Below are 23,446 nucleotides of genomic sequence, written 5' to 3'. Positions count from 1 at the left end.
CTGTCACGCTGAGCCGTCACGCTGCTCCCCCGCGTGACGCGCAAGGCGGCCGTCGCTGCCGCCGGGCGATGGGGCTGGACGGGCGCGGCCAGGACGCTGGCGAGGACGCGCTCGTACGCGGCGCGCTCGCCTTCGGCGAAGGACTCGGCGCGGATGCGCGCCTCGCGCTCGCGGGCCACCTCGGCGCGCAGGTCGTCCAGCTCGTCGTGGAGCGCTTCCGGGTCGAAGGTGTGGGCGCAGCAGGCCGACGCGGGCGTCCGGTGGTAGGTGGGCTCGGCATCGGCGGGGACTTCCCGGGCCGGCGCACGCTCACCGGGTGGCCGGGCGCGGGGGAGAAGTTCGCTCGCGTCCTCCTCGGTGACGATCTGGCCCGACCGCAGCCGAACCATGCCCGCCGGCACGGGCTCGGATTCAGCCGGCGCGGAGACCGGCTGCACCTGCTTCGGCTGGGCGCGCTTCGCCTTCGTCGTCCGGCGGCGCTTCGAGCGTGGGCTCTTCGTGGGCGTGGGGCAGGTGCTCATGGGAGCCGCGCCTCCTGGCCGCAGGTGTGCGGCGGGCACGTGGGCGCGGTGCAGCGCCAGGCGCGGCAGCTGGGGCACTTCGTCATGGCCCGCCGGCAGGTGCACTTCCGGAGGACGCGGTCCTTCAGCGACTCGGGCTCACGGCCCCCGCTTCGCGCGGCGAGCAGCTCGTAGGCCTGCCACCGCGCGTCACGTGCCTGGGTGACGGCGGCGAAGCCCAGGCGCACCTGAGCCAGCGTCAGGGCAGGGAGCTCCCATAGGGTGTCCGCCGGGCCTGGCTGGCAGGCCACCGGATCCGGCAGGCACACCACGTCCTCCAGCCACAGGCCCGCGGGGCCCACGTACCAGCGCGACTCGCGCTCGGCATCGGGCCAGAGGGAGACGGCGCCGAGGCGGCCCACCGCGACCACCGCGCACGTCGGCAGATCCTCCGGGCGAGGCGCCCGGACGCCCGGGCCGGCGCCGGACACCATCCAGGAGACGAGTCCCTCCTCGTACCCCTCCGCCGCGCAGACGGCGATGTAGCTGCCCAGCACGTCCGCGGCCAGCGGGTGCTGGACGTTGAGGACGGGCGCGTTGCGAACCTGGACAGACCAAGCCCAGGGCTGCGGAGCAGTCACTCCGAGGATGCGTGCACGGGTGGGCGTGTCGCAGGCGCTCACGCTGCCCTCCGGTTCTTCAGGAAGGACTCGGCCAGCTTGCGAACGCGGCCCTCGTCCGTCTCCAGGCGCTCCATGAAGCTGGCCTGCGGATCTCGCACGCCCTCCATCTGGTCGCGCTTGATGCCCAGCACGTCCGCCACCACCGGATCCGAGCCCGAGTCGGACGTCAGGAAGTAGGCCATGACGGGGTCCGGCTGCCCGTCGCGGTGGACACGGCCGATGGCCTGCTCGTGCACGCCGGGGCTCCAGTCCAGCTCGCCGAACACCACTGTCCGGCAGCAGCCCTGAAGCCCGTCGAGCCCCGCGCCGGCGCGCAGGGACATGATGAGGATGGGCGTCTGCCCGGACTTGAAGCGCTGGGCCTGCTCCTCCTTCTGCGTCGGGCTCTCCTGCCCGGTGAAGATGGCCGGGGAGTACTCCGCGAGGCGCTGCCGCCAGATGCTGTAGACCTCGTGGTGCCACCCGTACAGCAGCACCCGCTCGCCGTTCTCCACCAGCATGCGGACGAACTCCGCGACGAAGGGCGCCTTGCTGATGCCGGTGGCCTGGCGAAGGCGCCAGGAGAGTTCCCCGGAGGCCTGCATCCGCTCCTCCGGTTTCACCCCGCCCTGCGCGAGGATGATGCGGGCGAGCTCCGACGCCTTGTCCTGCACCTCATCGAGGACCTTTGTGTCGGCCTCCACGGTGTGCACGGTGCGCGTGAGGGACGGCAGCTCCCGCCCGACTTCCTGCCGCGTGCGGCGCAGCATGAGCCCCGCGTCGCGCAGGTAGGTGCCGAAGGCGCGCGGGTCCTTGAAGTTGAGCTTGTCGTCCACGCCGGTGCACCACTCGCGGCTGAACTCCTCGCGCGTGCCCAGCACCCCGGGCTTCAGGGCGTCGAGGACGTGGAACATCTCCCCGCCGTAGTTGTAGATGGGGGTGGCGGACAGGCCGATGGCAAAGGGCACGCGCTCAGCCAGGTAGTGCGCGGCCTTGTACTTCTCCGACTCCGGCCCCCGCCGCAGTTCCTGGCACTCGTCGAAGACGACGGCGCGCACTCCCGCGGCGACGAGCGTGTCCGCCCAGCCAGACAGCTTGTGGTAGTTGAGGATGAGGACGTCGGGCCAGGGCAGCTTCTGCCCGCCACGTCCCCGGGTGACGTCCTCCGGCGTGGCGCGCTTCGCCACGTGCACACGCAGGCGCGGGAGGAAGCGCGCCAGCTCGCGCTGCCACTGCCGGGGCAGGTGCGTCAGCGTCACCACCACCGCAGGCAGGGTGCGCTTGTCCGTGAAGCCCGTGAGCGCGGACGCCGTCTTGCCCAGGCCCACGTCATCCGCCAGCAGCAGGCGCTGCAGGCGCAGCCACATGTCCGCGGCGCGGCGCTGGTAGTCGCGCGGCGGCACAGCCATCGCGAAGTCCGGTGGCTGGTACTCGGCGGCCAGCAGGTTGGCCACCTGCGCTTCGCGCCGGGCATGCTCGCGCGCGCCGCGCCGCAGGAAGTCCTGTGCCTCCTTGCCCACCACCTCCAGCGGGTAGCGCTCAAGGAACCACTCCAGCTCCCGGGCCGTCTCCTCGGTGGCCGCCAGCAGCACCTCGCCGACGTCGCTCTTGTTGACGCGCTCGAAGATGCGCTTCAGCCGCACGGCCACGTGAGGCTCCGCCTGCACCACCCACGCGGGCCGCTCCCCTCCCCGGTTTCCCAGCTTCCGCGCCTCCAGGCGCACCGTCCCGAATGTCTTCACAGCAGGCCTCCCCTCAGCACGGCCACGCGCACGGGCTTGCCGCGCATGCGCGGAGGCAGGCCGCCGTGGCGGGAACGGGTGGTGACGAGCAGGAGGGCGTGGACGTCCTCCCGCTCCGCGTACCGCAGCAGCTGGCGGGTGACCTCCGACAGGCCCCCGTCCACCTTCACTTCGAGGCCCACGTGGGCCTGCGTCAGCAGGAAGTCGATGCGGCCCGCCTCGCCCAGCGACACCTCGCGCTGAAAGGCGATGCTGGCCCCCGCCAGCACCTGAGCGAGCGCCACCTGGAGGAGTGCCTCCCCGGCACAGCGGAACCGGTGGCCGGTGACGAGGGCGTGGACGTGGTCCAGCACCGCGAGGGTGTCCGCGGGCGTGCTCATGCGGTCCCCCAATGCGTCGGCGGGATGCTGGTGACCCACCCAAAAGGTCGGGCTGCGACCCAGACTGCCCGGCACCTCTGTGGGTGGGGGTGGAGTACGGTTTCCGCGTGGCCCTTCACGAACTCACATCGCGGGACGCAGTCCTGGCTGCCATCGCTAAGTACCGAGAACTCGGACGCGACGCATTCCTCCGCAAGTACGGCTACCTGCGCGCCCGTCGCTACTTCCTCTCGTACGATGGCGAGCTTTTCGACTCGAAAGCCATCGTCGGAGCAGCCTTTGGAATCCAGTACCCGGACCGAGGGCCACTCACGCACGCGGACTTCAGCGGCGGTGACGCCACGGTGCGGGCTCGTCTCGAAGCGCTCGGGTTTGCCATGTCGGTCAAGGCGAGTGAGGGCCCTGCCCCTGATGGATCGAAGGAGCAACCCCGGCTTGAAGTAGGGCGCGTCTACTCCTGGGACGAGCTCGGAGAGATCTTCCACTGCAAGCCTGCCTACTTCGGCTCGGCTGGCGGGATGATTTCCAGGCCCATGGTCTGGGCCCTCATCCTCATCACGCACATTGGAGGCGCGAAGTCGTTCGATTACGACGACCACTGGGAAGGCAAGGATCTCATCTACACGGGTCGTGGACAGACGGGCGACCAGCGCATGGAGGCGCAGAACTCCTATCTTGCGCGTAATCAGTTCACGAACTTCGTTTTCGAAGGTGCTGGTACCTACCGCCTGCGCTTCCTCGGTCTCGCGCAGTGCGCACAGCATTGGTGGTCGACAGGCCCAGACAGCACTGGGGCGACGCGCCGTATCATTCGGTTCCGATTGAGGTTCGATGCTGGCGCAGAGGTCGAGGCGCCCGAAGCGGTCGAGGCTGTCGCGCCCGCGCGTACGCGCCGCCGGACGAGCTTCACGCCTCGCCCATTCGACGAGGCCCGCGAGCCTGCCCCCTTCGTTCAGGGTGATGCCCCTGAGCCGCTGGAGGAGACTCTCGCGAGGAAGGAGAAAGCTGCAGTGGACCATCACCGTCTGCTCGCCGCGCTCAACCGCGCGCTCGGGGCGGCTGGTTGGAGCATCATCGAGGAGATGCCTGGTGCCGTGGACCTGTGGGCGCGGCGTCCGGCCGACACGAGGCGCGTCATCTTCGAAGCGAAGACGCTGATAGGTAAGAACGAGGTACACCAGACTCGCTCGGCACTCTCGCAGTTGCTGGAATACCGGCACTTCCACGGCGAGCCAGACGACCTTCTCTGCCTGGTGACGAACGCGCCGGTGTCCGATACCCGAGAGCGCTTCCTTCGCTCGCAAGGCGTGGCCGTCCTCATGTACGACGGCACCGCCTTCGAGGCCGCGGGACCGCTCGCGCTGGAAATGATCGGCACGCTCAGCCAGCGGCAGTAGCAACCACCACGCGCTTTCCCGCGCAGTGATGAAGAGGGTTACGGCAGCGGCACCCAGGAGTGCGAGGACGTCACTCATAGCTCGCCTCCCGGTAGAGCTGCGGCCGCAGGTGGCCGGCGAGGTACAGCGGGTGCCGGGGCTCTCCGGCGCCGGTGAGCGCGAGCGCGTGCACCGGGTGGTACCGGCGCAGCAGGGCCAGCACGGCGGGCGCGCGCTGAGGCACCATGCGGTGGGCGCCCCATGCCCCGACGACGAGGGCGGACTCGCGCGCGGCCCGCTCCAGCGCGGCGTCATTGAGCGGGCCCACCGCGTCCCTAGCCGGCAGCAGGTCCGCCGGATCGGTGGCGCGCAGCGCGAAGAGGTTGCAGAGCGTGAGCGCGCCGAAGCCCCACGCATGGGCGAAGCCCACGCAGCGGCGCAGCGTCGGGTCGTCCTGCTGCCCGTCGGCAATGGACGGGTTGAGCATGACGAAGAGGACGCGCGGCGTGTCCTCCTGCGCGGACCACCGTCGCCAGAGGCGGTACCGGTACAGGCCGCACTCGCTCAGCTCGGCGCCGGCATCCAGGTAGCGGGGCGTCATCGCGACACCTCGACCTGGCGGAACTCAATCCTCCAAACCCACGGGTTGGCGTCCCAGGACTCGGCACCGTTGATGGAGCTCCAGAGGCGCTCGAAGGCGACGCGCGGGCTCACGTCCCAGTCCACCCACGGCCAGCCGGTGTCGTCGGTCCCGGGGAGTCCATCGCGGTCGGGGATGCCGTACTTCCAGGTGCGGCCGCCGTCCTTGGTGATGCACGCAAGCCCTTCTGCCTTCGCGTCCTCCTCGGTGATGTCGTGCAGGCGCTCGACGCGGACGGACGCCACGTCGAGCGTCAGGCGTGAGGCCCACCGCGGCATGTGGATGGAGGGACGCCAGCGCGTCGGCGCGTAGTCCGACGCGAGGTAGAAACGATCGTTGAGGTTCGAGCGCCAGGCAGCGGCGCGGTCCGCCTGCCAGACCACCCGCTCACCGTCGTCCTTGCCGTCCTCCAGTCCCCACGTCTCGCGCACCCAGAGCCGGTCCCCAGGCTGGCCGTAGGGGCAGCGCAATTCGCGCACGTCGGAGGACATGGGGCGCGTCACCGCGAAGCTGGGTGGACGCCCGACGATGTTGGTGAGCCACTCGATGCTCTCGCCCGTCTCCGGCTGAGGCTTCACCAGCCGTCGCGTGATCGTCTTCCGGCCAGCGACCAGCGCGCAGATCATCGGCCCCGAGAAGAGGATGGGGCCCTCGCGGACGGAGGGTGCGGCAACCACGGCAGGGCTACCCATGGCGCACCTCCGGCATCTCGTCCCAGGTGCGGCCACCGAGGACGCGACCAGCAGCCTTCTTCCCCAGGTTGAAGAGCGTGTGGACTTCACCGCCCACCGGCAGCGGTTCCGTGGGGAAGGACACCACCGGCACCCGGCAGCGGCGCGTGCTGTCGGGAGGCATGCCTTCAGCCACCGGTTCGTAGAGCGCGTCGGCCTCCTGCTCCGTCATCGCGCAGTAGGGCTTCCACGCTCCCCACTGCTTGAAGAAGAAGCTCGTACCGGCGGCAACGCACTGGTCGCGCAGGCGTCGCACCCAGACAGGATGAATGGGACGCGCGCCGGGGCCGGACTCGCCACCGACTACGACCCAGCCGACTCTCTCATCGGGGAACCTGCTGTCGGTTTCACCTCCGCAGTGCGGACATGCCCCCATGCACTCCGAGTCGATCCACGCCGCCCGAGTCGACGATGAGGCGTCGACATGGTCGTCCCAGAGCAGCCCGCGCTTGCACTTCATGCAGAAGCGCTCGCCTACTGCATGCGACAGATCCAGCGGGCCCAGGAGCGGTTCACACGACAGCCACCGCACCGCCGCAGGCGTGCGCAGCAACTCCGGGATGCGCTCGTCCGCGCGCTGCTGGTCCTCCACTGACACGCCCAGCCACACGTTGGGCAGCGGCCAGCGCAGTTCGCCGGGCTCCAGCTCGAGCCCGCGCCGCGTGGCCTCCATCGACGCGATGGACAGCACGAGTCCCTTGAAGTCCTCGCTGCCGACGGTACGCGCCATGACGTCCGCGCGCTTCGTGAGGACCTGGAAGGTGTGCGTCCGCGCGAGGGCCATCACTGCGAACACCAGCGCGATGTCCTTCACGCTGAGGGCCTCGTGGAAGAGGTCGCTCATGCTGTTGACGAAGACGCGCCGGGGCTTCTTCCAGCGAAGTGGCTCGGCCAGCTTCTCCGCGTCGAGCACCACCTTGCCCGTCCAGCGCGGTCCGGCAGGGGTGCTCTTCACCAGGCCCTCATAGGGCTGGCCCGGCCCCGCAAGCCGGATGGCCATGCGCTCCGCGTAGCAGCCGCCCTTGCGATTGCCGGCGGTGCCGCCACCGCAACCGGGAGAGAAGCGGGAGCAGCCGCGCGTCGGGTTCCACACCACGTCCGTCCACTCGATGCTCGTCTCACCCATGGTGCTTCACCTCGGAGCGCAGCTGCGTGGAGAGGCCGCCGGGCAGGATGCGGAGCACGGGCCGGCCGGTGGTGCGGGTGGGTGCGGGGCGCGAGGGCTCGCGCTCCAGCGCCGTCAGGAGCGCGGTCGCGGCCTTCGTCGCTGCGGCCGCTGCCCGGAGCAGCACGCTGGCGATGAGGAGGCCGAGGGCCCGGAGGACGTCACGCATGGCACGCCCCCTCTCCGCTCCTGCTGCCCGAGAACGCCTCGACGAGCGCCGCCTTCGCACGCTCGTGAAGGGTCGCCTCGCGCTTCAGCGCACGGCGCCAGAGGCGCCAGCAGTGCGCGTCCTTGCAGGTGGCGACGGGCCGGTCCTGCAGCTCGTTCAGCTGCTGGCGACGGGGGCGCAGCGTCCAGCACACCGCGCACCGAGCCTTGAGTCCGCCGTACCCGGCATCCTCCGGAGACGCGGGTGTTTCCTCGTACAGCCGCAGGCGCAGCAGACCACGCTCGTGCTCGGGGCATTCACGCACTAGGTCGCAGACCTGCTCGCGGCGCGCCTCCGGCGTCGGCAGGCGGCTACCCATGGAGCACCTCCGGGTGCGCGTCGAGGTACGCCTGGGCCAGGGCCTTGCCGGACTCGGTGAGGCGCAGCGACCGTGCCGCCTTCGCCTGCCGTGTCAGCAGCCGGAGCTGCTCCAGCCGACCGAAGTACTCGTGCGCGGCGTTGGTCGACGTCCAACCGAAGCGCTCGCACAGTTCGCGCGCCGTGGGCGCCATCTCGTGGGCCGCCTTGAAGGCGTGGACGTACGCGAGCACCTCCTGCTGGCGCTGCGTGGGGACGCCGCCGGACGGGCCGTGCTCGGGGTTCGGGCGGCAGGTCATCGCGTAGGCCTCCGCGTGATGATGGTGTTGCAGCTCGCCGCGCGCTCGCGGCGCAGGTGGTCCAGGTCGTCGGCCTTCAGCCAGGCCGCGCGCCGGTCCGGGTCCCAGACGCTGACAACGGGGCCGGTGCCGTCGCTCAGCGTCACGCGGACACCGGGTCCGCTCCGAAGCGAGGAGCGCACCATCGCGGCGGGGTGGCAGTTAGTGGCGCTCACGCGGCACCTCGCAGCGACGCGTCGGCAGTGCCAGGCGCCCGGACCACCACGGCCGTGCAGTTGTCGCGGCTGCCGGCGGACAGCGCCAAGGAGACCAGCGCCTCGGCGGCGACCTGTGCGCTGGCCCCATCCTCCAGGACGGCACGCAGCTCGCCGGTGGACAGCGACTCGTGCACGCCGTCCGTCGACAGGAGGTACACGTCACCGGGCTGGAGGTCCGTCTCCAGCACGTCCGGCGTGGAGTCCGTCCCCGGGCGCTCGCTGCCCAGGCACCGGTTGAGGACGTGCCGGCTGTCCTTGTGGTCGACGGTGAGCTGCGCCAGGTGGCCGGCGCGGAGCCGGTACACGCGCGAGTCGCCCACGTGCACCACCACCGCGCGGGCGCCCTCCACCTTCAGGAGCGCCAGGGTGGTGAGCCCCCTGTGCCCGGAGGCGAGCTGCTCGCGCAGCACCTCCTGGTGGGCTTGCTCCACCACCGCCTCCATGCCGGCACGCAGCGACAGCGCCGCGGGCGACAGGAAGGCGTGGTGCAGTACCGTCCGCACCGCCACCTGGGCGGCACGGTCGCTGCCGGCGTAGTGGCCCAGGCCGTCCGCGACGGCGGCCACCAGGGCGCCCTGGACGGACTCGCCCCCGGCCGCGTCCTGCTGATAGTCCCGCGGGCCCTTCTCGGAACACGAGCCGATGTCGAAGGCGGGGCTCATCGGCCACCGCCTTTCCCGCTGGCAGCGTCCGACGAGGTGGACGTGGGTCCAACGGTGGAGACAGTCTTCCGGGACAGGGCAACGAGCGCGTCCACGAACGCGTCGTAGACGTGGTCGCCGACGCCACTGGATGAGCCAGTGACGGCCCATCCACCAGGGACGCGCTGGAAGTTCAGGTGGAAGCTGTCGGGGAGCCCGGGCGGGCCGCTCGCGCGAGCACCGTCACCGGAACTCCCACTGGACTCCCAAGGCTTTGCTGCTTGTTTGGCCGTCCGCCCCCGGCCCGCTGATTTCCTCAGTCGGGCCGGGGGTTTGGACAGCGACCCCGACAGGAATCGAACCTGTGGCCTACGGTTTAGGAAACCGCCGCTCTATCCAACTGAGCTACGGGGTCAGGGCGGTGGGCTTTATAGCAGGCGGCCCGACGCGCGCAACGCGTGTGAGGCCCCCCGGCCGCCGGGGTGTCCGCCGGGCTACGCCTGCCCCTTGGGCTGCTTGGGTCAGACCTCGAAGGCGATGTCCCCGATGAGCTCAGGTGCTGGTGGTGGACGACGATCCTCGCCTCGCTCACCGGGCGCCATCGTGCTGGACCAGCCCAGGTAGTTGTCGTCGAGCGACTCCAGCAGCCGCGCGATGTCCTCGCGCGAGAAGCCGCCGACGTAGCCCTCGTCGTTGAGTGACTTCAGCGGTGAAGGGAGGGTTGACGGCCACTCCTATGAGTACCGAAGTTCATTGTCCCTTCCACGATTTTCTGGATCGTGCCCGGGTCCGGCTTCGCGGGTGACACCGTGCGTCCGGGTTGCGGTGGGCCGGCTTGTACGCTCCCACATGACTGGCGAGAGGGGTGGCGGTGCCTACGTTTTCTGGGACCCACGAACCAGGAGCGGTGAATGGCTTCGACACAGACGGTGCAGACGAGGGAATCACCCAGGACCGGTTGGGGAACCAAGACCCGGCAGGAGCCGGGGTTGCTCATCGAGGATCACGCGCTCCTGGGAGATCTGTATACGGCAGCGCTCGTGGCCCGGGACGGGTCCATCGACTTTCTCTGCCTCCCGGATTTCGACTCGGACGCGTGCTTCACGTCGCTGCTGGGAACAGCCGACAACGGGCGGTGGAAGATTGCTCCGACGGCGACCGTGCGCGACGTGAAACGCCGCTACCGCGGCAAGACCCTCATCGTGGAAACGGAGTTCGTGACGGACGAGGGCACGGTGCGCCTCGTGGACTTCATGCCCATTCGCAAGGGCACCCCCCATCTGGTGCGGTGGGTGGAGGGAGTCCAGGGCACGGTGACGATGCGCTGCGAGCTGCGGCCCCGGTTCGCCAACGGCTCCACCGTCCCCGTGGTGCGCAAGGCAGACCTTGCCAGCGCCGCCATCGCCGGTCCGGACGCGCTCTATCTGCGAGGCGCGCTCGGTGAGGCGCCACCTCCGTTCGAGTCGGAGTTCAAGGTTCAAGCCGGCCAGCGGATTCCCTTCGTGCTCTCCTGGGCCCGGCCCTACGACGAGATCCCCAAGCCGCTCGACCCGGAGATCGCCCTGCGTGAGACGCAGTCGTTCTGGGAGGACTGGGCCTCGAAGATCCGCCTGCCCGCGGAATACAAGGACGTGGTCCTCCGCTCGCTGCTCACCCTCAAGGCGTGCACCTTCCATCCGTCGGGGGCGCTGGTCGCCGCGCCCACCTTCGGTCTGCCGGAGACTCCGGGCGGGGAGCGCAACTGGGACTACCGGTTCTGCTGGATCCGCGACTCGGTCCTGACGTTGAACGCGCTCATGCGCGCCGGCCTCATGGACGAGGCGGATGCGTTCGGCACCTGGCTGGAGAACGCCGTCGGAGGCGCTCCGGACCAGCTGCAGATCATGTATGGCATCCGGGGCGAGCGGCACCTCACCGAGATCACGCTGGGCTGGCTGCAAGGTTACGAAGGGGCTCGGCCCGTGCGGACCGGGAACGGTGCCTACACGCAGTTCCAGCTCGACGTCCTCGGCGAGTTCGCCGGGGTCCTCTTCATCCATGCGCAGCTGATAGGCAAGCTGCCAGAGCGCGGCCAGCAGGCCCTCAAGACCCTGGCGACCCGGGTGTCCGAGGTCTGGACGGAGCAAGACCATGGCATCTGGGAGATGCGGGGTCCGAAGCACGACTTCATCGCCTCCAAGGTGGCGGCGTGGACCACCATCGATCGCTGGGTGCAAGCCATCGAGCTGTACGGCTTGAAGGAGGACAAGGCGCCGTGGGTGAAGCTGCGGCAGACCATCTTCGACGAGGTGTGCAGCAAGGGCTTCGACGCCAAACGCAACACGTTCACGCAGTACTACGGCTCGAAGGGCGTGGACGCGAGCCTGCTCTTCATTCCGCTCTCCGGGTTCCTCCCGGCGGATGATCCCCGCGTCGTCGGAACGGTGCGGGCCATCGAGCAGGAGCTGATGCCGCAGGGGCTGGTGCTGCGCTACCTGACGGAGGAGAGCGTCGACGGGCTCTCCGGCGAGGAGGGCGCCTTCCTCGCCTGCTCCTTCTGGCTCGCGAACACCTACCAGCTCATGGGGCGGCAGGAGGACGCGCGGCGGCTCTTCGACAAGCTGGTGGGACTCTGCAACGACGTGGGCCTGCTCGCCGAGGAGTACCTGCCCAAGGAGCGCCGGCAGATCGGCAACTTCCCCCAGGCGTTCAGCCACCTGGCGCTCGTGAACTGCGCCTACAGCCTCGCAGAGGGGTACAAGCCCCCGCTGCATTAGCAGGCCGGCGCGAGTCTCCAGCAGGGGGCCATGGGGCCCGCGGCGTGTGAACGGTGCTCCCGGACGGGAGTGCCGCCCGCCCGGGCCCTCGCTTGACCATGCGACCGGATCCAGGAGGCCCGAGGCCACGCCTGGCGAAGGCACCAACCCGTGGAGGGAGGGGCGGATGGCGGGTACCGGGGCAATCCTTCGCCAGCAGGTGCGGCCCGGCGGCGTCCCGAAGCGGACGAGGCGTCGGCATGAGACCCGCCGGCTCCGCGACTGGAGGGTGAGGAACCAGTGGCTGCTGCCCGCGCTCGCGGCGCTGCTGGGGGTCGTGCTCGGAGTGATGCTGGTGGATGCGACTCCCGGCTCGGCGCTCGGCGGTCTGGCGTGGCGGGGCACGCCCAGGGAGGCCCGGAGCGTCCTGTCGTCGGTGCTGGGCACCGCGCTCACCTCACTGAGCATCATCCTGTCGCTGTCCATGCTGGTGGCACAGAACCTGGCTGCGCAGTACTCGCCGCGCCTGATCCGCGTCTACCAGCGCGACGCAGGCAACCGGATCGTCCTCCCTGTGTTCATCCTCACCGGCGTCTACTGCTTGGTGGCCATCCAGCGGTTCGGCCTGGTTCCTGGCGATCAGGAGCAGCCGCGCCCGGCGGCCGGCATGGCCATCGTCCTGCTCATCGCATGTGGAGCGGCGCTGGTGTTCCAGGTGCTGCACACCCTCCAGCTCATGCGCGTGGAGAACCTGGTGCGGACGGTGGCGAACCTCACGCTGCATGTGGCGCGCGGGCTCCATCGGCGCCGTCTGACGGACGCGCCCCCGGTGGCGCCTCCGCCGCCCTCCCCGCATGCCCTGCCGTTGAGGGCCCCGGCGGACGGCTTCGTCGCAGACGTGGACGGCGCGGCCCTGCTGGCGCGGGCGGAAGCGCACAGGGTCGTGGTGCACGTGGACATCGCCATTGGCGAGCCGGTGCTGCGGGGCACCCCCATCGGGTGGGTGGAGCCGGAGCGCACCGGGGTCGCTCGGGCGGCCGGCGAGTCCGAGTCCCTCGTGCGCGCCATCGCGCTGGACGGCTGGAGGGACCAGGACGCGGACGTGGCCCTGGGCCTGCGGCAGCTGGTGGACATCGCGATCAAGGCGCTGTCGCCGGGCATCAATGATCCGTACACGGCCGTGGAGGCGCTGGATCAGCTCACCTTCATCCTGTGTGGGCTGGCACACCTGCGGCTGGGCCCGCGCGTGCTGGCGGATGGGGATGGGCGGGCGCGTGTGTTCCTGCGCGCGCCGGAGCTGCGCGACTACCTGGACCTCGCCACGGAGCAGATCACCCGCTACGGCGCGGGGGAGCCCGTGGTGGTGCTGCGGCTGCTGCGACTGGCGGGTGCGGTGGGGCAGAGCGCACGGCATCTGGCGGATCGGCAGGCCGCGCACGCCACCCTGGAGCGCATCCTCGCCGAAGCAGAGCGGGCTCGGACGGACTCGCCCCAGTTGGGAATGCAGCAGCGCTACGCCCGGGAGGTGGAGCGTGCGATGGAGGGAGCACCGCTCCCTCCCCTGCCAGCGCTCGAGTTCTGAGCGCACGCCAGAGCTCCAGAAGGATCATTCCTGACCTTCTTGCAGGGCCTCCGCGATCCGCTTCCGAAGCGCCTCGGCCAGGACCGTGACCTGCGGGGCCCGGAGGATGGAGTAGTGGTCGCCCTCCACTTCGAGCAGCTTCACGCCACCCAGGCCCAGGGCGCCCCATCCCCGATCCCGGCCGAGCGGCGCGGGGTCCGCGTTCTTGCTGGCGCGGATCACGGTGATGCCGCCCTCGTGCGGGACGGGGACGTACCGACGGGTCGCCTTGCGGTTGAGCTCGAAGATGCCCATCAGGATGCGGAAGTCCCGCAGCTCCACGTCCGGCGTCACCGCTCCGGCCTTCTTCGCCTCGTCCAGCAGCCGCGCCAGGAGCGCATCTCGCGAAGGCGGTTCGCCGGCCTCCGGTGACTTCCGCGGAGCCTTGCCCTCGGGGTCCTCATCGAAGAGCGCCTCCAGCTCCTGGCCGAGCTGCTCGCCTTCCGTGCCCGTGCCTCCGGTCGTGCTCACGGAGCCCGGATCGATGAGCGCCAGCAGCGCCACGGTCTGTCCCGCCGCGCGCAGCTGGCGGGCCATCTCGTAGGCCACGGCTCCGCCCATGGACCAGCCCGCGAGCAGGTAGGGGCCTTGCGGTCGCACCGTGCGCACGGCTTCGACGTAGGTGGTCGCCATCGCCTCGATGGTCTCCAGCGGCTTCTGCTCGCCTTCGATGCCCAGGGAGCGCAGCCCGTAGAACGGCTGATCCGGACCCAGCTGCCGCGACAGCTCCACGTAGCCGAGGACGTTGCCTCCGGCCGGGTGGACGCAGAACAACGGGGGACGACTGCCTTGCGGCTGGATGATCACCAGCGGCGACATCGACGGTGCCGAGTCCTGACGCAGGAGCGCCGCCAGCCGTTCCACCGTCGGGCTCAGGAAGAGCGCCGCCAACGGCAGGCCCTTCCCCAGACGCTTGCGGATCGCCGTCATCAACCGGACCGCCAGCAGCGAGTGGCCTCCCAGCTCGAAGAAGTCCGCATCGACGCTGATCGGCTGGGTGCCCAGCAGCTCCTCCCAGATGGACACCAGCTGCAACTCCACGGTGTCACGGGGCGCGATGACCTTCCCCGCGACGCTTGTTCCCACCGCCGGCGCGGGCAGGGCCTTGCGGTCCACCTTGCCGTTGGCGTTGAGGGGCAGTGCGTCCAGCACCACGAAGGCCGATGGCACCATGTACTCCGGCAGTCGGCCCTTCAGTGCGCTCCGCAGGGCCGTGGCCTCCACGGTGTGGCCCGGCTGCGCCACCACGTACGCCACCAGTCGCTTGTCTCCCGGTGCGTCCTCGCGCACCACCACCACCACGTCGCGCACGGACGGCTGCGCGCCCAGCGCCGCTTCGACTTCACCCAGCTCGATGCGGAAGCCTCGCACCTTCACCTGGAAGTCCATCCGGCCCAGGTACTCCAGCGTGCCGTCCCTCCCCCACCGCACCTTGTCGCCCGTGCGGTACAGCCGCGCTCCCGGCTTCTCACTGAAGGCGTCGGGCACGAAGCGCTCCGCAGTCAACCCGGGCTGGCCCAGGTAACCGCGCGCCAGGCCTTCGCCTCCGAGGTACAGCTCTCCGGGCACGCCCACCGGCACCGGCTGGCCCTTCGCGTCCAGCACGTACGCTTGCGTGCCTTCCAGCGGACGGCCGATTCGCGGCTCCGTCTTCGCTCCGCGCTCTACCCGCGCGTGCGTCGAGTACGTCGTGTCTTCTGTCGGGCCGTAGAGGTTGTTGACCTCCTTCACCTGCGGCAGGGCATACAGCGCCTGCACCAGTCGGTTCGGCAGTGCTTCGCCTGCGAGGTTCACTGTCTCCACCGTCGACGGGATGCCTCCGCTTCGCACCAGCTCCGCCACGGCTGACGGCACCGTGTTCAGCAGCGTCACGCGCTCGGCTTCCTTCAGCCCGGCCAGGGCCAGCGCGTTCTCCGCCACCACCACCGTGCCGCCGCTCACCAACGGTGCGAAGACTTCGAACACCGACAGGTCGAAGTTCAACGACGTCGCGGCCAGTACGCCCTTCAACTGCTCCGGCTTGAAGGTGCCCGTGGCCCACTTCAAGAAGGCCGCCGCGCTCGCGTGCGTCACCGCCACGCCCTTCGGACGTCCCGTGCTTCCCGACGTGTACAGCACGTACGCCAGCTGGCTCGGGAGGCTGCCCACCTTCAACGGCGTGGGGACGTAGCCGTTCAACACCGCCGCATCCGTGTCGAGCCGCACGCGCTGGCCCGTGTATTCCGGCAGCACTCCTTCCAGGCTCGCCTGCGTCACCACCACTGGGGTGCCTGTGCCCTCCAGCATGTAGGCCAGGCGCTCCTTCGGGTACGTCGCATCCAGCGGGACGTAGGCAGCCCCCGCCTTCATCACGCCCAGCAGCGCCACCACCATCGCTTCCGTGCGCTCCATGCACACGCCCACCCGACTCTCCTCCCCGACTCCCAATGTCCGCAGGTGACGCGCCAACTGGTTCGCCCGCGCCTCCACCTGCGCGTACGTCAGCTCCGCTCCCTCGTGCACCACCGCCACCGCAGCGGGCGTCTTCGCCGCTTGGGCTGCGAAGAGGCCGTGCACGGTCTCCGTCGTCTCACGCTCCTGGGCCGCCGTGCCCGCGAAGTGCTTCAGCACCTGCTGGCGCTCCTCCGCCTCCAGCAACGGCAGGTCCCAGATGCTGGCGTCCGCGTCCTTCGCGATGCCTTCCAGCAGCACCGCCAAGTGCCCCAGCATCCGCTGCGCCGTCTCCGCGTCGTAGAGGTCGGTGTTGTATTCGAGCGATGCCGCGAGGCCCCGGCCCGTCTCCGCCATGGCCAGCGACAGCTCGAACTTCGCGGCTCCGCTGCTGGTATCGACTTCGTGCAGCGCCAGCCCTTCACTTCCGGGCTGTCCCGCGTCCGCGCCCTTCGCGTTGTTCTGCAAGGTGAACATCACCTGGAACAGCGGCGAGCGGCTCAGGTCGCGCTCCGGCTTCAGCTCCTCCACCAGCTTCTCGAACGGCACCTCCTGGTACGCGTACGCGCCGAGCGTCGTCTCCTTCACCTGACGCAGCAGCTGCCGGAAGCTCGCGCCGTCTTCCAGCTTCGTGCGCAGCACCAGCGTGTTCACGAAGAAGCCGATCAGCCCTTCCAGCTCCGTGCGGTTGCGGCCCGCGATGGGCGTTCCCACGCTGATGTCCTGCTGTCCGCTGTAGCGGGCGAGCAGCACCTGCCACGCCGCCAGCAGCACCATGAAGGGCGTCGCTCCCTCCTGACGTGCCAGCGCCGACACCGCGTCTTCCAGCGTCTTCGGCAACACCACCGCGGTGTTCGCGCCGCGGAAGGTCTGCACGGCGGGCCTCGGATGATCCGTCGGCAGCTCGATGGCCCTCGGCGCACCCTCCAGCTGCTGACGCCACCAGGCGAGCTGCGTCTCCAACACGTCACCACGCAGCCAGCCGCGCTGCCAGGCCGCGTAGTCCGCGTACTGCACTTCCAGCTCCGGCAGCGGCGAGGGACGCCCCTCCGCATACGCGGCGTAGAGCGCGGACACTTCGCGCACCAGCACCCGCATCGACCAGCCGTCCGACACGATGTGGTGCATCACCAGCACCAGCACGTGCTCCTCCTCCGACACCGAGAGCAGGGTCGCGCGGAAGAGCGGGCCCTGGCTCAAGTCGAACGGACGCGCGGCCTCCTCTTCGGCGAAGCGACGTGCCTCCGCCCTGCGCTCCTCGGTCCCTTGCTCGGAGAGCGGGATGATCTTCAGCGTCTTCGTCGCCACGGGCGCGATGACCTGGATCGGTTCTCCGTCGATCCCCTGGAACGTGGTCCGCAGGGCTTCATGCCGGCGCACCAGCTCCGTGAACGTGCGCTCCAACGCCGACACGTCCAACCGTCCCGTGAACCTCACGGCGGACGGCAGGTTGTAGAGGGCACTGCCCGGTTGCAGTTGATCCAGGAACCACAGGCGCTGCTGCGCGAAGGACAGCGGCTCCCGCCCCGTGCGCGGCCGGGCCACCAGCGGAAGCTGCTTCGTGCCCTGCCCCTGTGCCACCTCCACGTCGATCCGCTCGGCCAGGGCCTGCAGTACGGGCGCCTCGAAGAGGGCTCGCAGCGGCAGCTCCACGCCGAAGGCCGTCCGCAGGCGCGACACCACCTGCGTCGCCAGCAGCGAGTGCCCGCCCAGGTCGAAGAAGTCGTCCCGAGCCCCTACCTTCTGCACGCCCAGCACCCGCGCCCAGAGGGCCGCCAGCGCTTCTTCCGTCGCCGTGCGTGGCGCCTCGTACCGGCCTGCTTGCGACGGGCTGGCCTCCGGCGCCGGCAGGGCCCTGCGGTCCACCTTGCCGTTGGCGTTGAGCGGCAGCGCTTCCAGCACCACCAGCGCCGACGGCACCAGGTAGTCCGGCAACCGCTGCTTCAGCGCCGTGCGCAGCGCCTGCGCGTCCACCGCTTCGCCCGGCTTCGCCACCACGTACGCGACCAGCCGCTTGCCCGTCGCGGCTTCATCGCGCACTACCGCCACGGCTTCGCGGACTCCGGCCTGCGCCACCAGCGCGGCTTCCACCTCGCCCAGCTCGATGCGATGGCCGCGCACCTTCACCTGGAAGTCCAAGCGGCCCAGGTACTCCAGCGTCCCGTCCTCCCTCCAGCGCGCCTTGTCTCCGGTGCGGTACAGCCTCGCTCCGGCCCGTCCACTCAGACCGTCCGGGATGAAGCGCTCCGCCGTGAGGTCCGCGCGGCCCAGGTAGCCCCGAGCCAGACCCTCGCCGCCCACCAGCAGCTCACCCGCCACGCCCACCGGCACGGCGCGCCCTGCGTCGTCCACCACGTACACGTCCGTGTTCGCGATGGGCCGGCCGAGCGGCACCACCTCCACCGCCTCCCGCGGCGTCTCCCACGCCACGCAGTCGATGCACGCTTCCGTCGGGCCGTACTGATGCACCAGCGTCGCGCCCAGCTTCTTCACGAAGCGCCGGTGCAGCCCCGCGCCCAAGGCCTCGCCGCCGCAGAAGACGTAGCGCAGGGCTTCGCACGCCTCGACCCCAGCGGTCTCCAGGAAGGTGCCCAGCGGCGCCGGCCCGAAGTGCACGTGCGTCACCGCGTGCTCGGCCACCGTCTTCACGAGGTACTCCGTGTCGCGCTGACCTCCCGGCTTCGCCAACACCAGCCGCGCTCCACTCACCAGCGGGGCCCAGACCTCCCACACCGAGATGTCGAAGCTGCTGGAGGCCTTTGCCAGGAACGCGTCGCTTCCGCTCATCGGGAAGCGCTCCTGCCGCCAGTGCAGGTGGTTGACGACGGCGCGGTGTCCCACGCCCACGCCCTTCGGCTTCCCGGTGCTGCCTGACGTGTAGATGACGTACGCCAGGGCGTCGGCATCCCGGGCCACTTGGGCTTCCTTGCGAGCGATGTGTTCCGACGAAGCCCCTGTGGCGAGGGCGTCCTCCACGTGGACCACGCGCGCGGCGGTGATGGGCAGTTCGTGCGCCCGGGCCTTGTGCGCGAGCACCAGGGCCGCGCCGCTGTCCTCCACCATGAAGCCCAGCCGCTCCGCCGGGTACTCGACGTCCAGGGGCACCCAGGCGCCTCCGGCCTTCAGCGTCGCCACCTGCGCCACCACCAGCGCCGCGGAGCGCTCCAGCGCCAGGCCCACCTTCACCTCCGGGCCCACGCCCCAGGCACGCAGCTTGTCCGCCAGCGCTTCGGCGGCTTCGTTCACCTGCCGGTAGGTGAGCGTCCCTTCCTCGCTGATGATCGCCACGGCGTCTGGCGTCTTGAGGGCCTGCGCCTCGAAGAGGCCGTGCAGCGTCGCCTCTCGCGGGAACTCCGCCGCCGTCTGGTTCCACTCCACCAGCACCCGCTGCGCCTCGGCGCCCCGCAGCAGGGCCACCTCCGCGAGGCGTGCATCGGGACGGGCCGTCACTTCCTCCAGGAGGATGCCCAGGTGCTTGAGCAGCCGCTTCGCGGTTCCCTCCTCGAAGAGGTCCGTGTTGTACGTCAGCGTCGCCGCCAGCCCCTGGCCCGTCTCCGACATCGCCAGCGTCAGGTCGAACTTCGCCGTCGCGCCTTCCGTCTCCACCGAGCGCAGCACCAGCCCACCCGGCAGGGACTGGCCCGTCCCCGTCGGCACGGTGTTCAGCGTGAAGGACACCTGGAACAGCGGCGTGCGGCTGAGGTCGCGCTCCGGCTTCAGCTCCTCCACCAGCTTCTCGAACGGCACCTCCTGGTGCGCGTACGCGCCCAACGTCATCTCACGCACCTGGGCCAGCACCTGCCGGAAGGACCGCTGCCCCTCCACCTTCGTGCGCAGCACCAGCGTGTTCACGAAGAAGCCGATGAGCCCTTCGAGCTCCGTCTGGTTGCGGCCCGCGATGGGCGTTCCCACGCTGACGTCCTGCTGCCCGCTGTAGCGCGCCAGCACCACCTGCCAGGCCGCCAGTAGCAGCATGAAGGACGTCACGCCCTCCCGCTGCGCCAGCGCCTTCACCTGCTCCTCCACGGAGCGCGGCAGTGCCACCGAGTGGCTCGCGCCCCGGAAGCGCTGCACCGCCGGACGCGGCTTGTCCGTCGGCAGCTCCAACGCGGGCGGCGCGCCTTCCAACTGCTGACGCCACCAGCCGAGCTGTGACTCCAGGACCTCGCCCTTCAGCCAGCCGCGCTGCCACGCCGCGTAGTCCGCGTACTGCACCGGCAGCTCGGACAGCGGCGACTCGTGGCCCTGCGTGAAGGCCGCGTAGAGGGCTCCCACTTCCTTCACCAGCACGCCCATCGACCAGCCGTCCGACACGATGTGGTGCATCACCAGCACCAGCACGTGTTCGGTGGCGCTCAGCCGCAGCAGCCGGGCCCGGAACAACGGGCCCTGGCTCAAGTCGAACGGACGCTGTGATTCCCACTGCGCCCGGCGCTGGGCCTCCGCCTCACGTTCCGCGGCGGGCAGGGCTTCGAGGTCCACCGACTCCAGCACCGTGTTCGCCGACGGCGCGACCACCTGCGCCGGCTGACCGTCGCGGACCTGGAAGGTCGTGCGCAGGGCTTCGTGGCGCCGTACCAGCTCGTCGAAGGTGCGGCGCAGGGCCGCCACGTCCAACGGACCCGACAGCCGGACGGCCGCGGGCAGGTTGTAGAAGGCACTGCCCGGTTGCAGTTGATCCAGGAACCAGAGGCGTTGCTGCGCGAAGGACAGCGGCTCCTCGCCCGTGCGCGACTGCTTCATGAGCGCGGGCATCGTCGCGCGACGGCCCGACTGCCAGGCCGCTTCCACCTTCCGGGCCAGCTCCGCGACCGTGGAGGCCTCGAAGAGGGCTCGCAGTGGCAGCTCGACGTTGAAGGCCGTGCGGATTCGCGAGACGGCCTGCGTCGCCAGCAGTGAGTGGCCGCCCAGCTCGAAGAAGCTGTCGTGGATGCCCACCTGCTTCACGCCCAGCACCTGCGCCCAGACGCTCGCCAGCACCTCCTCGGTTTCCGTGCGGGGTGCGACGTAGACGTGCGTGCGCTCCGCGCCTGCCTCTGGCTTCGGCAGGGCCTTGCGGTCCACCTTGCCGTTGGCGTTGAGGGGCAGTGCCTCCAGCACCACGAAGGCCGACGGCACCATGTACTCCGGCAGCCGGCCCTTCAGTGCGCTCCGCAGGGCCGTGGCCTCCACGGTGTGGCCCGGCTGCGCCACCACGTACGCCACCAGTCGCTTGTCTCCCGGTGCGTCCTCGCGCACCACCACCACCACGTCGCGCACGGACGGCTGCGCGCCCAGCGCCGCTTCGACTTCACCCAGCTCGATGCGGAAGCCTCGCACCTTCACCTGGAAGTCCATTCGGCCCAGGTACTCCAGCGTGCCGTCCCGGCCCCACCGCACCTTGTCTCCCGTGCGGTACAGCCGCGCTCCCGGCTTCTCACTGAAGGCGTCCGGCACGAAGCGCTCCGCCGTCAACCCGGGCTGGCCCAGGTAACCGCGCGCCAGGCCTTCGCCTCCCAGGTACAGCTCTCCGGGCACGCCCACCGGCACCGGCTGGCCCTTCGCATCCAGCACGTACGCTTGCGTGCCTTCCAGCGGGCGGCCGATTCGCGGCTCCGTCTTCGCTCCGCGCTCCACCCGCGCGTGCGTCGAGTACGTCGTGTCCTCCGTCGGGCCGTAGAGGTTGTTGACCTCCTTCACCTGCGGCAGCGCGTACAGCGCCTGCACCAGTCGGTTCGGCAGCGCTTCGCCTGCGAGGTTCACCGTCTCCACCGTCGACGGGATGCCTCCGCTTCGCACCAGCTCCGCCACCGCCGACGGCACCGTGTTCAGCAACGTCACGCGCTCGGCTTCCTTCAGCCCGGCGAGGGCGAGCGCGTTCTCTGCCACCACCACCGTGCCGCCGCTCACCAGCGGTGCGAAAACTTCGAACACCGACAGGTCGAAGTTCAGCGACGTCGCCGCCAGTACGCCCTTCAACTGCTCCGACGTGAAGGTCGCGGTGGCCCACTTCAGGAAGGACACCGCGCTCGCGTGCGTCACCGCCACGCCCTTCGGACGTCCCGTGCTTCCCGACGTGTACAGCACGTAGGCCAACTGCTGCGCTGTACCCGTGTTGCCCAGACCCGCATCCGAGTACGCAGCCAACGTTCCCGCGTCCGCGTCGAGTCGCACGCGCTGGCCCGTGTACTCCGGCAGCACGTCCTCCAGGCCCGCCTGTGTCACCACCACTGGCGCGCCCGTGCCTTCCAGCATGTAGGCCAGGCGCTCCTTCGGATACGTCGCATCCAGCGGGACGTAGGCGGCCCCCGCCTTCAGCACGCCCAGCAGCGCCACCACCATCGCTTCCGTGCGCTCCATGCACACGCCCACCCGGCTCTCCTCCCCGACTCCCAATGTCCGCAGGTGACGCGCCAACTGGTTCGCCCGCGCCTCCACCTGCGCGTACGTCAGCTCCGCGCCCTCGTGCACCACCGCCACCGCGCCCGGTGTCTTCGCCGCTTGCGCCGCGAAGAGGCCGTGGATGGATTCTGTCGCTTCACGCTCCTGGGCCGCCGTGCCCGCGAAGTGCTTCAGCACCTGCTGACGCTCCTCGGCCTCCAGCAGCGGCAGATCCCAGACGCTCGCATCCGCGTCCTTCGCGATGCCTACCAGCAGCACACCCAGGTGCCCCAGCAGCCGCTCGGCGGTCTGCGCGTCGTACAGGTCGGTGTTGTATTCGAGCGATGCCGCGAGCCCCCGGCCGGTCTCCGCCATCCCGAGGGTCAGGTCGAACTTCGCCGTGGTTCCTTCCGTGTCCACGGGACGCAGGACGAGGCCAGCCGGAAGCGCCTCTCCTGATCCGCCCGGCGTGTTCTGGAGCAGGAACATCACCTGGAAGAGCGGCGAGCGGCTGAGGTCACGCTCCGGCTTCAGCTCCTCCACCAACTTCTCGAACGGCACTTCCTGGTGCGCGTACGCGCCCAGCGTCGTCTCCTTCACCTGGCGCAGCACCTGCCGGAAGGACGGACTGCCCTCCAGCCGCGAGCGGATCACCAGCGTGTTGACGAAGAAGCCGATGAGCCCTTCGAGCTCCGTGCGGTTGCGACCCGCGATGGGCGTTCCCACGCTGAGGTCCTGCTGTCCGCTGTAGCGCGCGAGCAGCACCTGCCACGCCGCCAGCAGCACCATGAAGGACGTCGCGCCCTCCTGACGCGCCAGCGTCTTGACGGCGTCCTCCAGCGACTTCGGGAGCATCCGGGCCGCATTGGCGCCGTGGAAGGTCTGCACCGCGGGCCGCGCCCGGTCGGTCGGCAACTCCAGCGCGTGCGGTGAGCCTTCGAGCTGCTGACGCCACCAGGAGAGCTGCGTCTCCAGGACCTCGCCCTTCAGCCATCCACGCTGCCACGCGGCGTAGTCCGCGTACTGCACCGTCAGCTCCGGCAGCGGCGAGGGACGCCCTTCCGCGTACGCCGCGTAGAGCGCGGTCACTTCGCGCACGAGCACGTCCATCGACCAGCCGTCGGACACGATGTGGTGCATCGCCAGCACCAGCACGTGCTCCGATCCGGTCAAACGCACCAGCGTCACGCGGAAGAGCGGACCCTGGCTCAGGTTGAACGGACGGAGGACCTCGGCGCGCACCTGCTTCCGGAGCTCCGTCTCACGCCAGGCCTCCGGTACGCCTTCCAACGCGGTCAGGCTCCAGGCCACTTCCTGGGACGGCGCGACCACCTGGAAGGGCTGTCCATCGTGCACCTGGAACGTCGTGCGCAGGGCGTCG

Annotated in this window: 15 protein-coding genes, 1 tRNA gene and 1 pseudogene (1 of these 17 running past the window's edge); 3 read left to right on the top strand and 14 right to left on the bottom strand. The window is 70.2% G+C overall.

Annotated features, from left to right (window positions below; genetic code table 11):
* The 4 genes and pseudogenes from D7V97_RS03395 to D7V97_RS03380 all read right to left on the bottom strand — a co-directional run.
* Positions 1-521: pseudogene (locus D7V97_RS03395) on the bottom strand (hypothetical protein); the annotation flags it as partial.
* On the bottom strand, positions 518-1,183 hold the full coding sequence (locus tag D7V97_RS03390) for a hypothetical protein (RefSeq protein ID WP_120609132.1): 666 nt from the start codon (positions 1,181-1,183) through the stop codon (positions 518-520). The gene D7V97_RS03390 and the pseudogene D7V97_RS03395, both read right to left, overlap by 4 nt.
* Positions 1,180-2,904: a DEAD/DEAH box helicase gene (locus D7V97_RS03385; protein WP_199728685.1), complete on the bottom strand. Its 1,725-nt coding sequence runs from the start codon at positions 2,902-2,904 to the stop codon at positions 1,180-1,182. The genes D7V97_RS03390 and D7V97_RS03385 overlap by 4 nt, the downstream gene beginning before the upstream one ends.
* Positions 2,901-3,284: a hypothetical protein gene (locus D7V97_RS03380; RefSeq protein WP_120609131.1), complete on the bottom strand. Its 384-nt coding sequence runs from the start codon at positions 3,282-3,284 to the stop codon at positions 2,901-2,903. The genes D7V97_RS03385 and D7V97_RS03380 overlap by 4 nt, the downstream gene beginning before the upstream one ends.
* Positions 3,285-3,391: 107 nt before the next feature.
* Here D7V97_RS03380 and D7V97_RS03375 point away from each other — a divergent pair, with 107 nt between their 5' ends.
* On the top strand, positions 3,392-4,681 hold the full coding sequence (locus D7V97_RS03375; protein WP_147444672.1) for a hypothetical protein: 1,290 nt from the start codon (positions 3,392-3,394) through the stop codon (positions 4,679-4,681).
* Between the two features lie 70 nt (positions 4,682-4,751).
* Here D7V97_RS03375 and D7V97_RS03370 read toward each other — a convergent pair whose 3' ends face one another.
* From D7V97_RS03370 to D7V97_RS03335, 9 genes are all read right to left on the bottom strand, one after another.
* Positions 4,752-5,261 carry a DUF1643 domain-containing protein gene (locus tag D7V97_RS03370; protein WP_120609129.1) on the bottom strand — a complete coding sequence of 170 codons (510 nt, stop codon included), beginning with the start codon at positions 5,259-5,261 and terminating at the stop codon, positions 4,752-4,754.
* Positions 5,258-5,992 (bottom strand): hypothetical protein, encoded by a 735-nt coding sequence (locus D7V97_RS03365; RefSeq protein ID WP_120609128.1) that lies wholly within the window; start codon positions 5,990-5,992, stop codon positions 5,258-5,260. The genes D7V97_RS03370 and D7V97_RS03365 overlap by 4 nt, the downstream gene beginning before the upstream one ends.
* The gene (locus D7V97_RS03360) at positions 5,985-7,157 is read right to left on the bottom strand and encodes a DUF5131 family protein (protein ID WP_120609127.1); all 1,173 of its coding nucleotides are present in this window, start codon (positions 7,155-7,157) and stop codon (positions 5,985-5,987) included. The genes D7V97_RS03365 and D7V97_RS03360 overlap by 8 nt, the downstream gene beginning before the upstream one ends.
* Positions 7,150-7,365 carry a hypothetical protein gene (locus tag D7V97_RS03355; RefSeq protein ID WP_120609126.1) on the bottom strand — a complete coding sequence of 72 codons (216 nt, stop codon included), beginning with the start codon at positions 7,363-7,365 and terminating at the stop codon, positions 7,150-7,152. Before D7V97_RS03355 ends, D7V97_RS03360 begins: the two co-directional genes overlap by 8 nt.
* A complete protein-coding gene (locus tag D7V97_RS03350; protein WP_120609125.1) occupies positions 7,358-7,723 on the bottom strand; it encodes a hypothetical protein in 366 nt (121 codons plus the stop codon). Before D7V97_RS03350 ends, D7V97_RS03355 begins: the two co-directional genes overlap by 8 nt.
* Positions 7,716-8,021 (bottom strand): LexA family transcriptional regulator, encoded by a 306-nt coding sequence (locus D7V97_RS03345; protein ID WP_120609124.1) that lies wholly within the window; start codon positions 8,019-8,021, stop codon positions 7,716-7,718. Before D7V97_RS03345 ends, D7V97_RS03350 begins: the two co-directional genes overlap by 8 nt.
* Positions 8,018-8,236 (bottom strand): hypothetical protein, encoded by a 219-nt coding sequence (locus tag D7V97_RS44015; protein ID WP_147444671.1) that lies wholly within the window; start codon positions 8,234-8,236, stop codon positions 8,018-8,020. The genes D7V97_RS03345 and D7V97_RS44015 overlap by 4 nt, the downstream gene beginning before the upstream one ends.
* Positions 8,233-8,940: a PP2C family serine/threonine-protein phosphatase gene (locus D7V97_RS03340; RefSeq protein ID WP_158623255.1), complete on the bottom strand. Its 708-nt coding sequence runs from the start codon at positions 8,938-8,940 to the stop codon at positions 8,233-8,235. Before D7V97_RS03340 ends, D7V97_RS44015 begins: the two co-directional genes overlap by 4 nt.
* 320 nt (positions 8,941-9,260) lie before the next feature.
* Positions 9,261-9,334: transfer RNA gene (locus tag D7V97_RS03335), tRNA-Arg, on the bottom strand.
* Between the two features lie 574 nt (positions 9,335-9,908).
* Here D7V97_RS03335 and D7V97_RS03325 point away from each other — a divergent pair.
* Positions 9,909-11,675: a glycoside hydrolase family 15 protein gene (locus tag D7V97_RS03325; RefSeq protein ID WP_233582491.1), complete on the top strand. Its 1,767-nt coding sequence runs from the start codon at positions 9,909-9,911 to the stop codon at positions 11,673-11,675.
* Positions 11,676-11,943: 268 nt separating this feature from the next.
* Positions 11,944-13,236 (top strand): DUF2254 domain-containing protein, encoded by a 1,293-nt coding sequence (locus D7V97_RS03320; RefSeq protein WP_233582490.1) that lies wholly within the window; start codon positions 11,944-11,946, stop codon positions 13,234-13,236.
* Positions 13,237-13,260: 24 nt separating this feature from the next.
* Here D7V97_RS03320 and D7V97_RS03315 read toward each other — a convergent pair whose 3' ends face one another.
* Positions 13,261-23,446: the final stretch of a non-ribosomal peptide synthetase gene (locus D7V97_RS03315; protein ID WP_120609120.1), read on the bottom strand. 27,095 nt of this gene lie beyond the right edge of the window; only the last 10,186 of its 37,281 coding nucleotides appear in the window; its start codon lies off the right edge, out of view; the stop codon is at positions 13,261-13,263.

This window comes from Corallococcus sp. CA053C, assembly GCF_003611675.1.
In the GTDB taxonomy this organism is placed as follows: domain Bacteria; phylum Myxococcota; class Myxococcia; order Myxococcales; family Myxococcaceae; genus Corallococcus.
The sequence above is the reverse complement of the archived record's forward strand: the minus strand, read 5'-3'. Positions and strand labels throughout refer to the sequence as shown.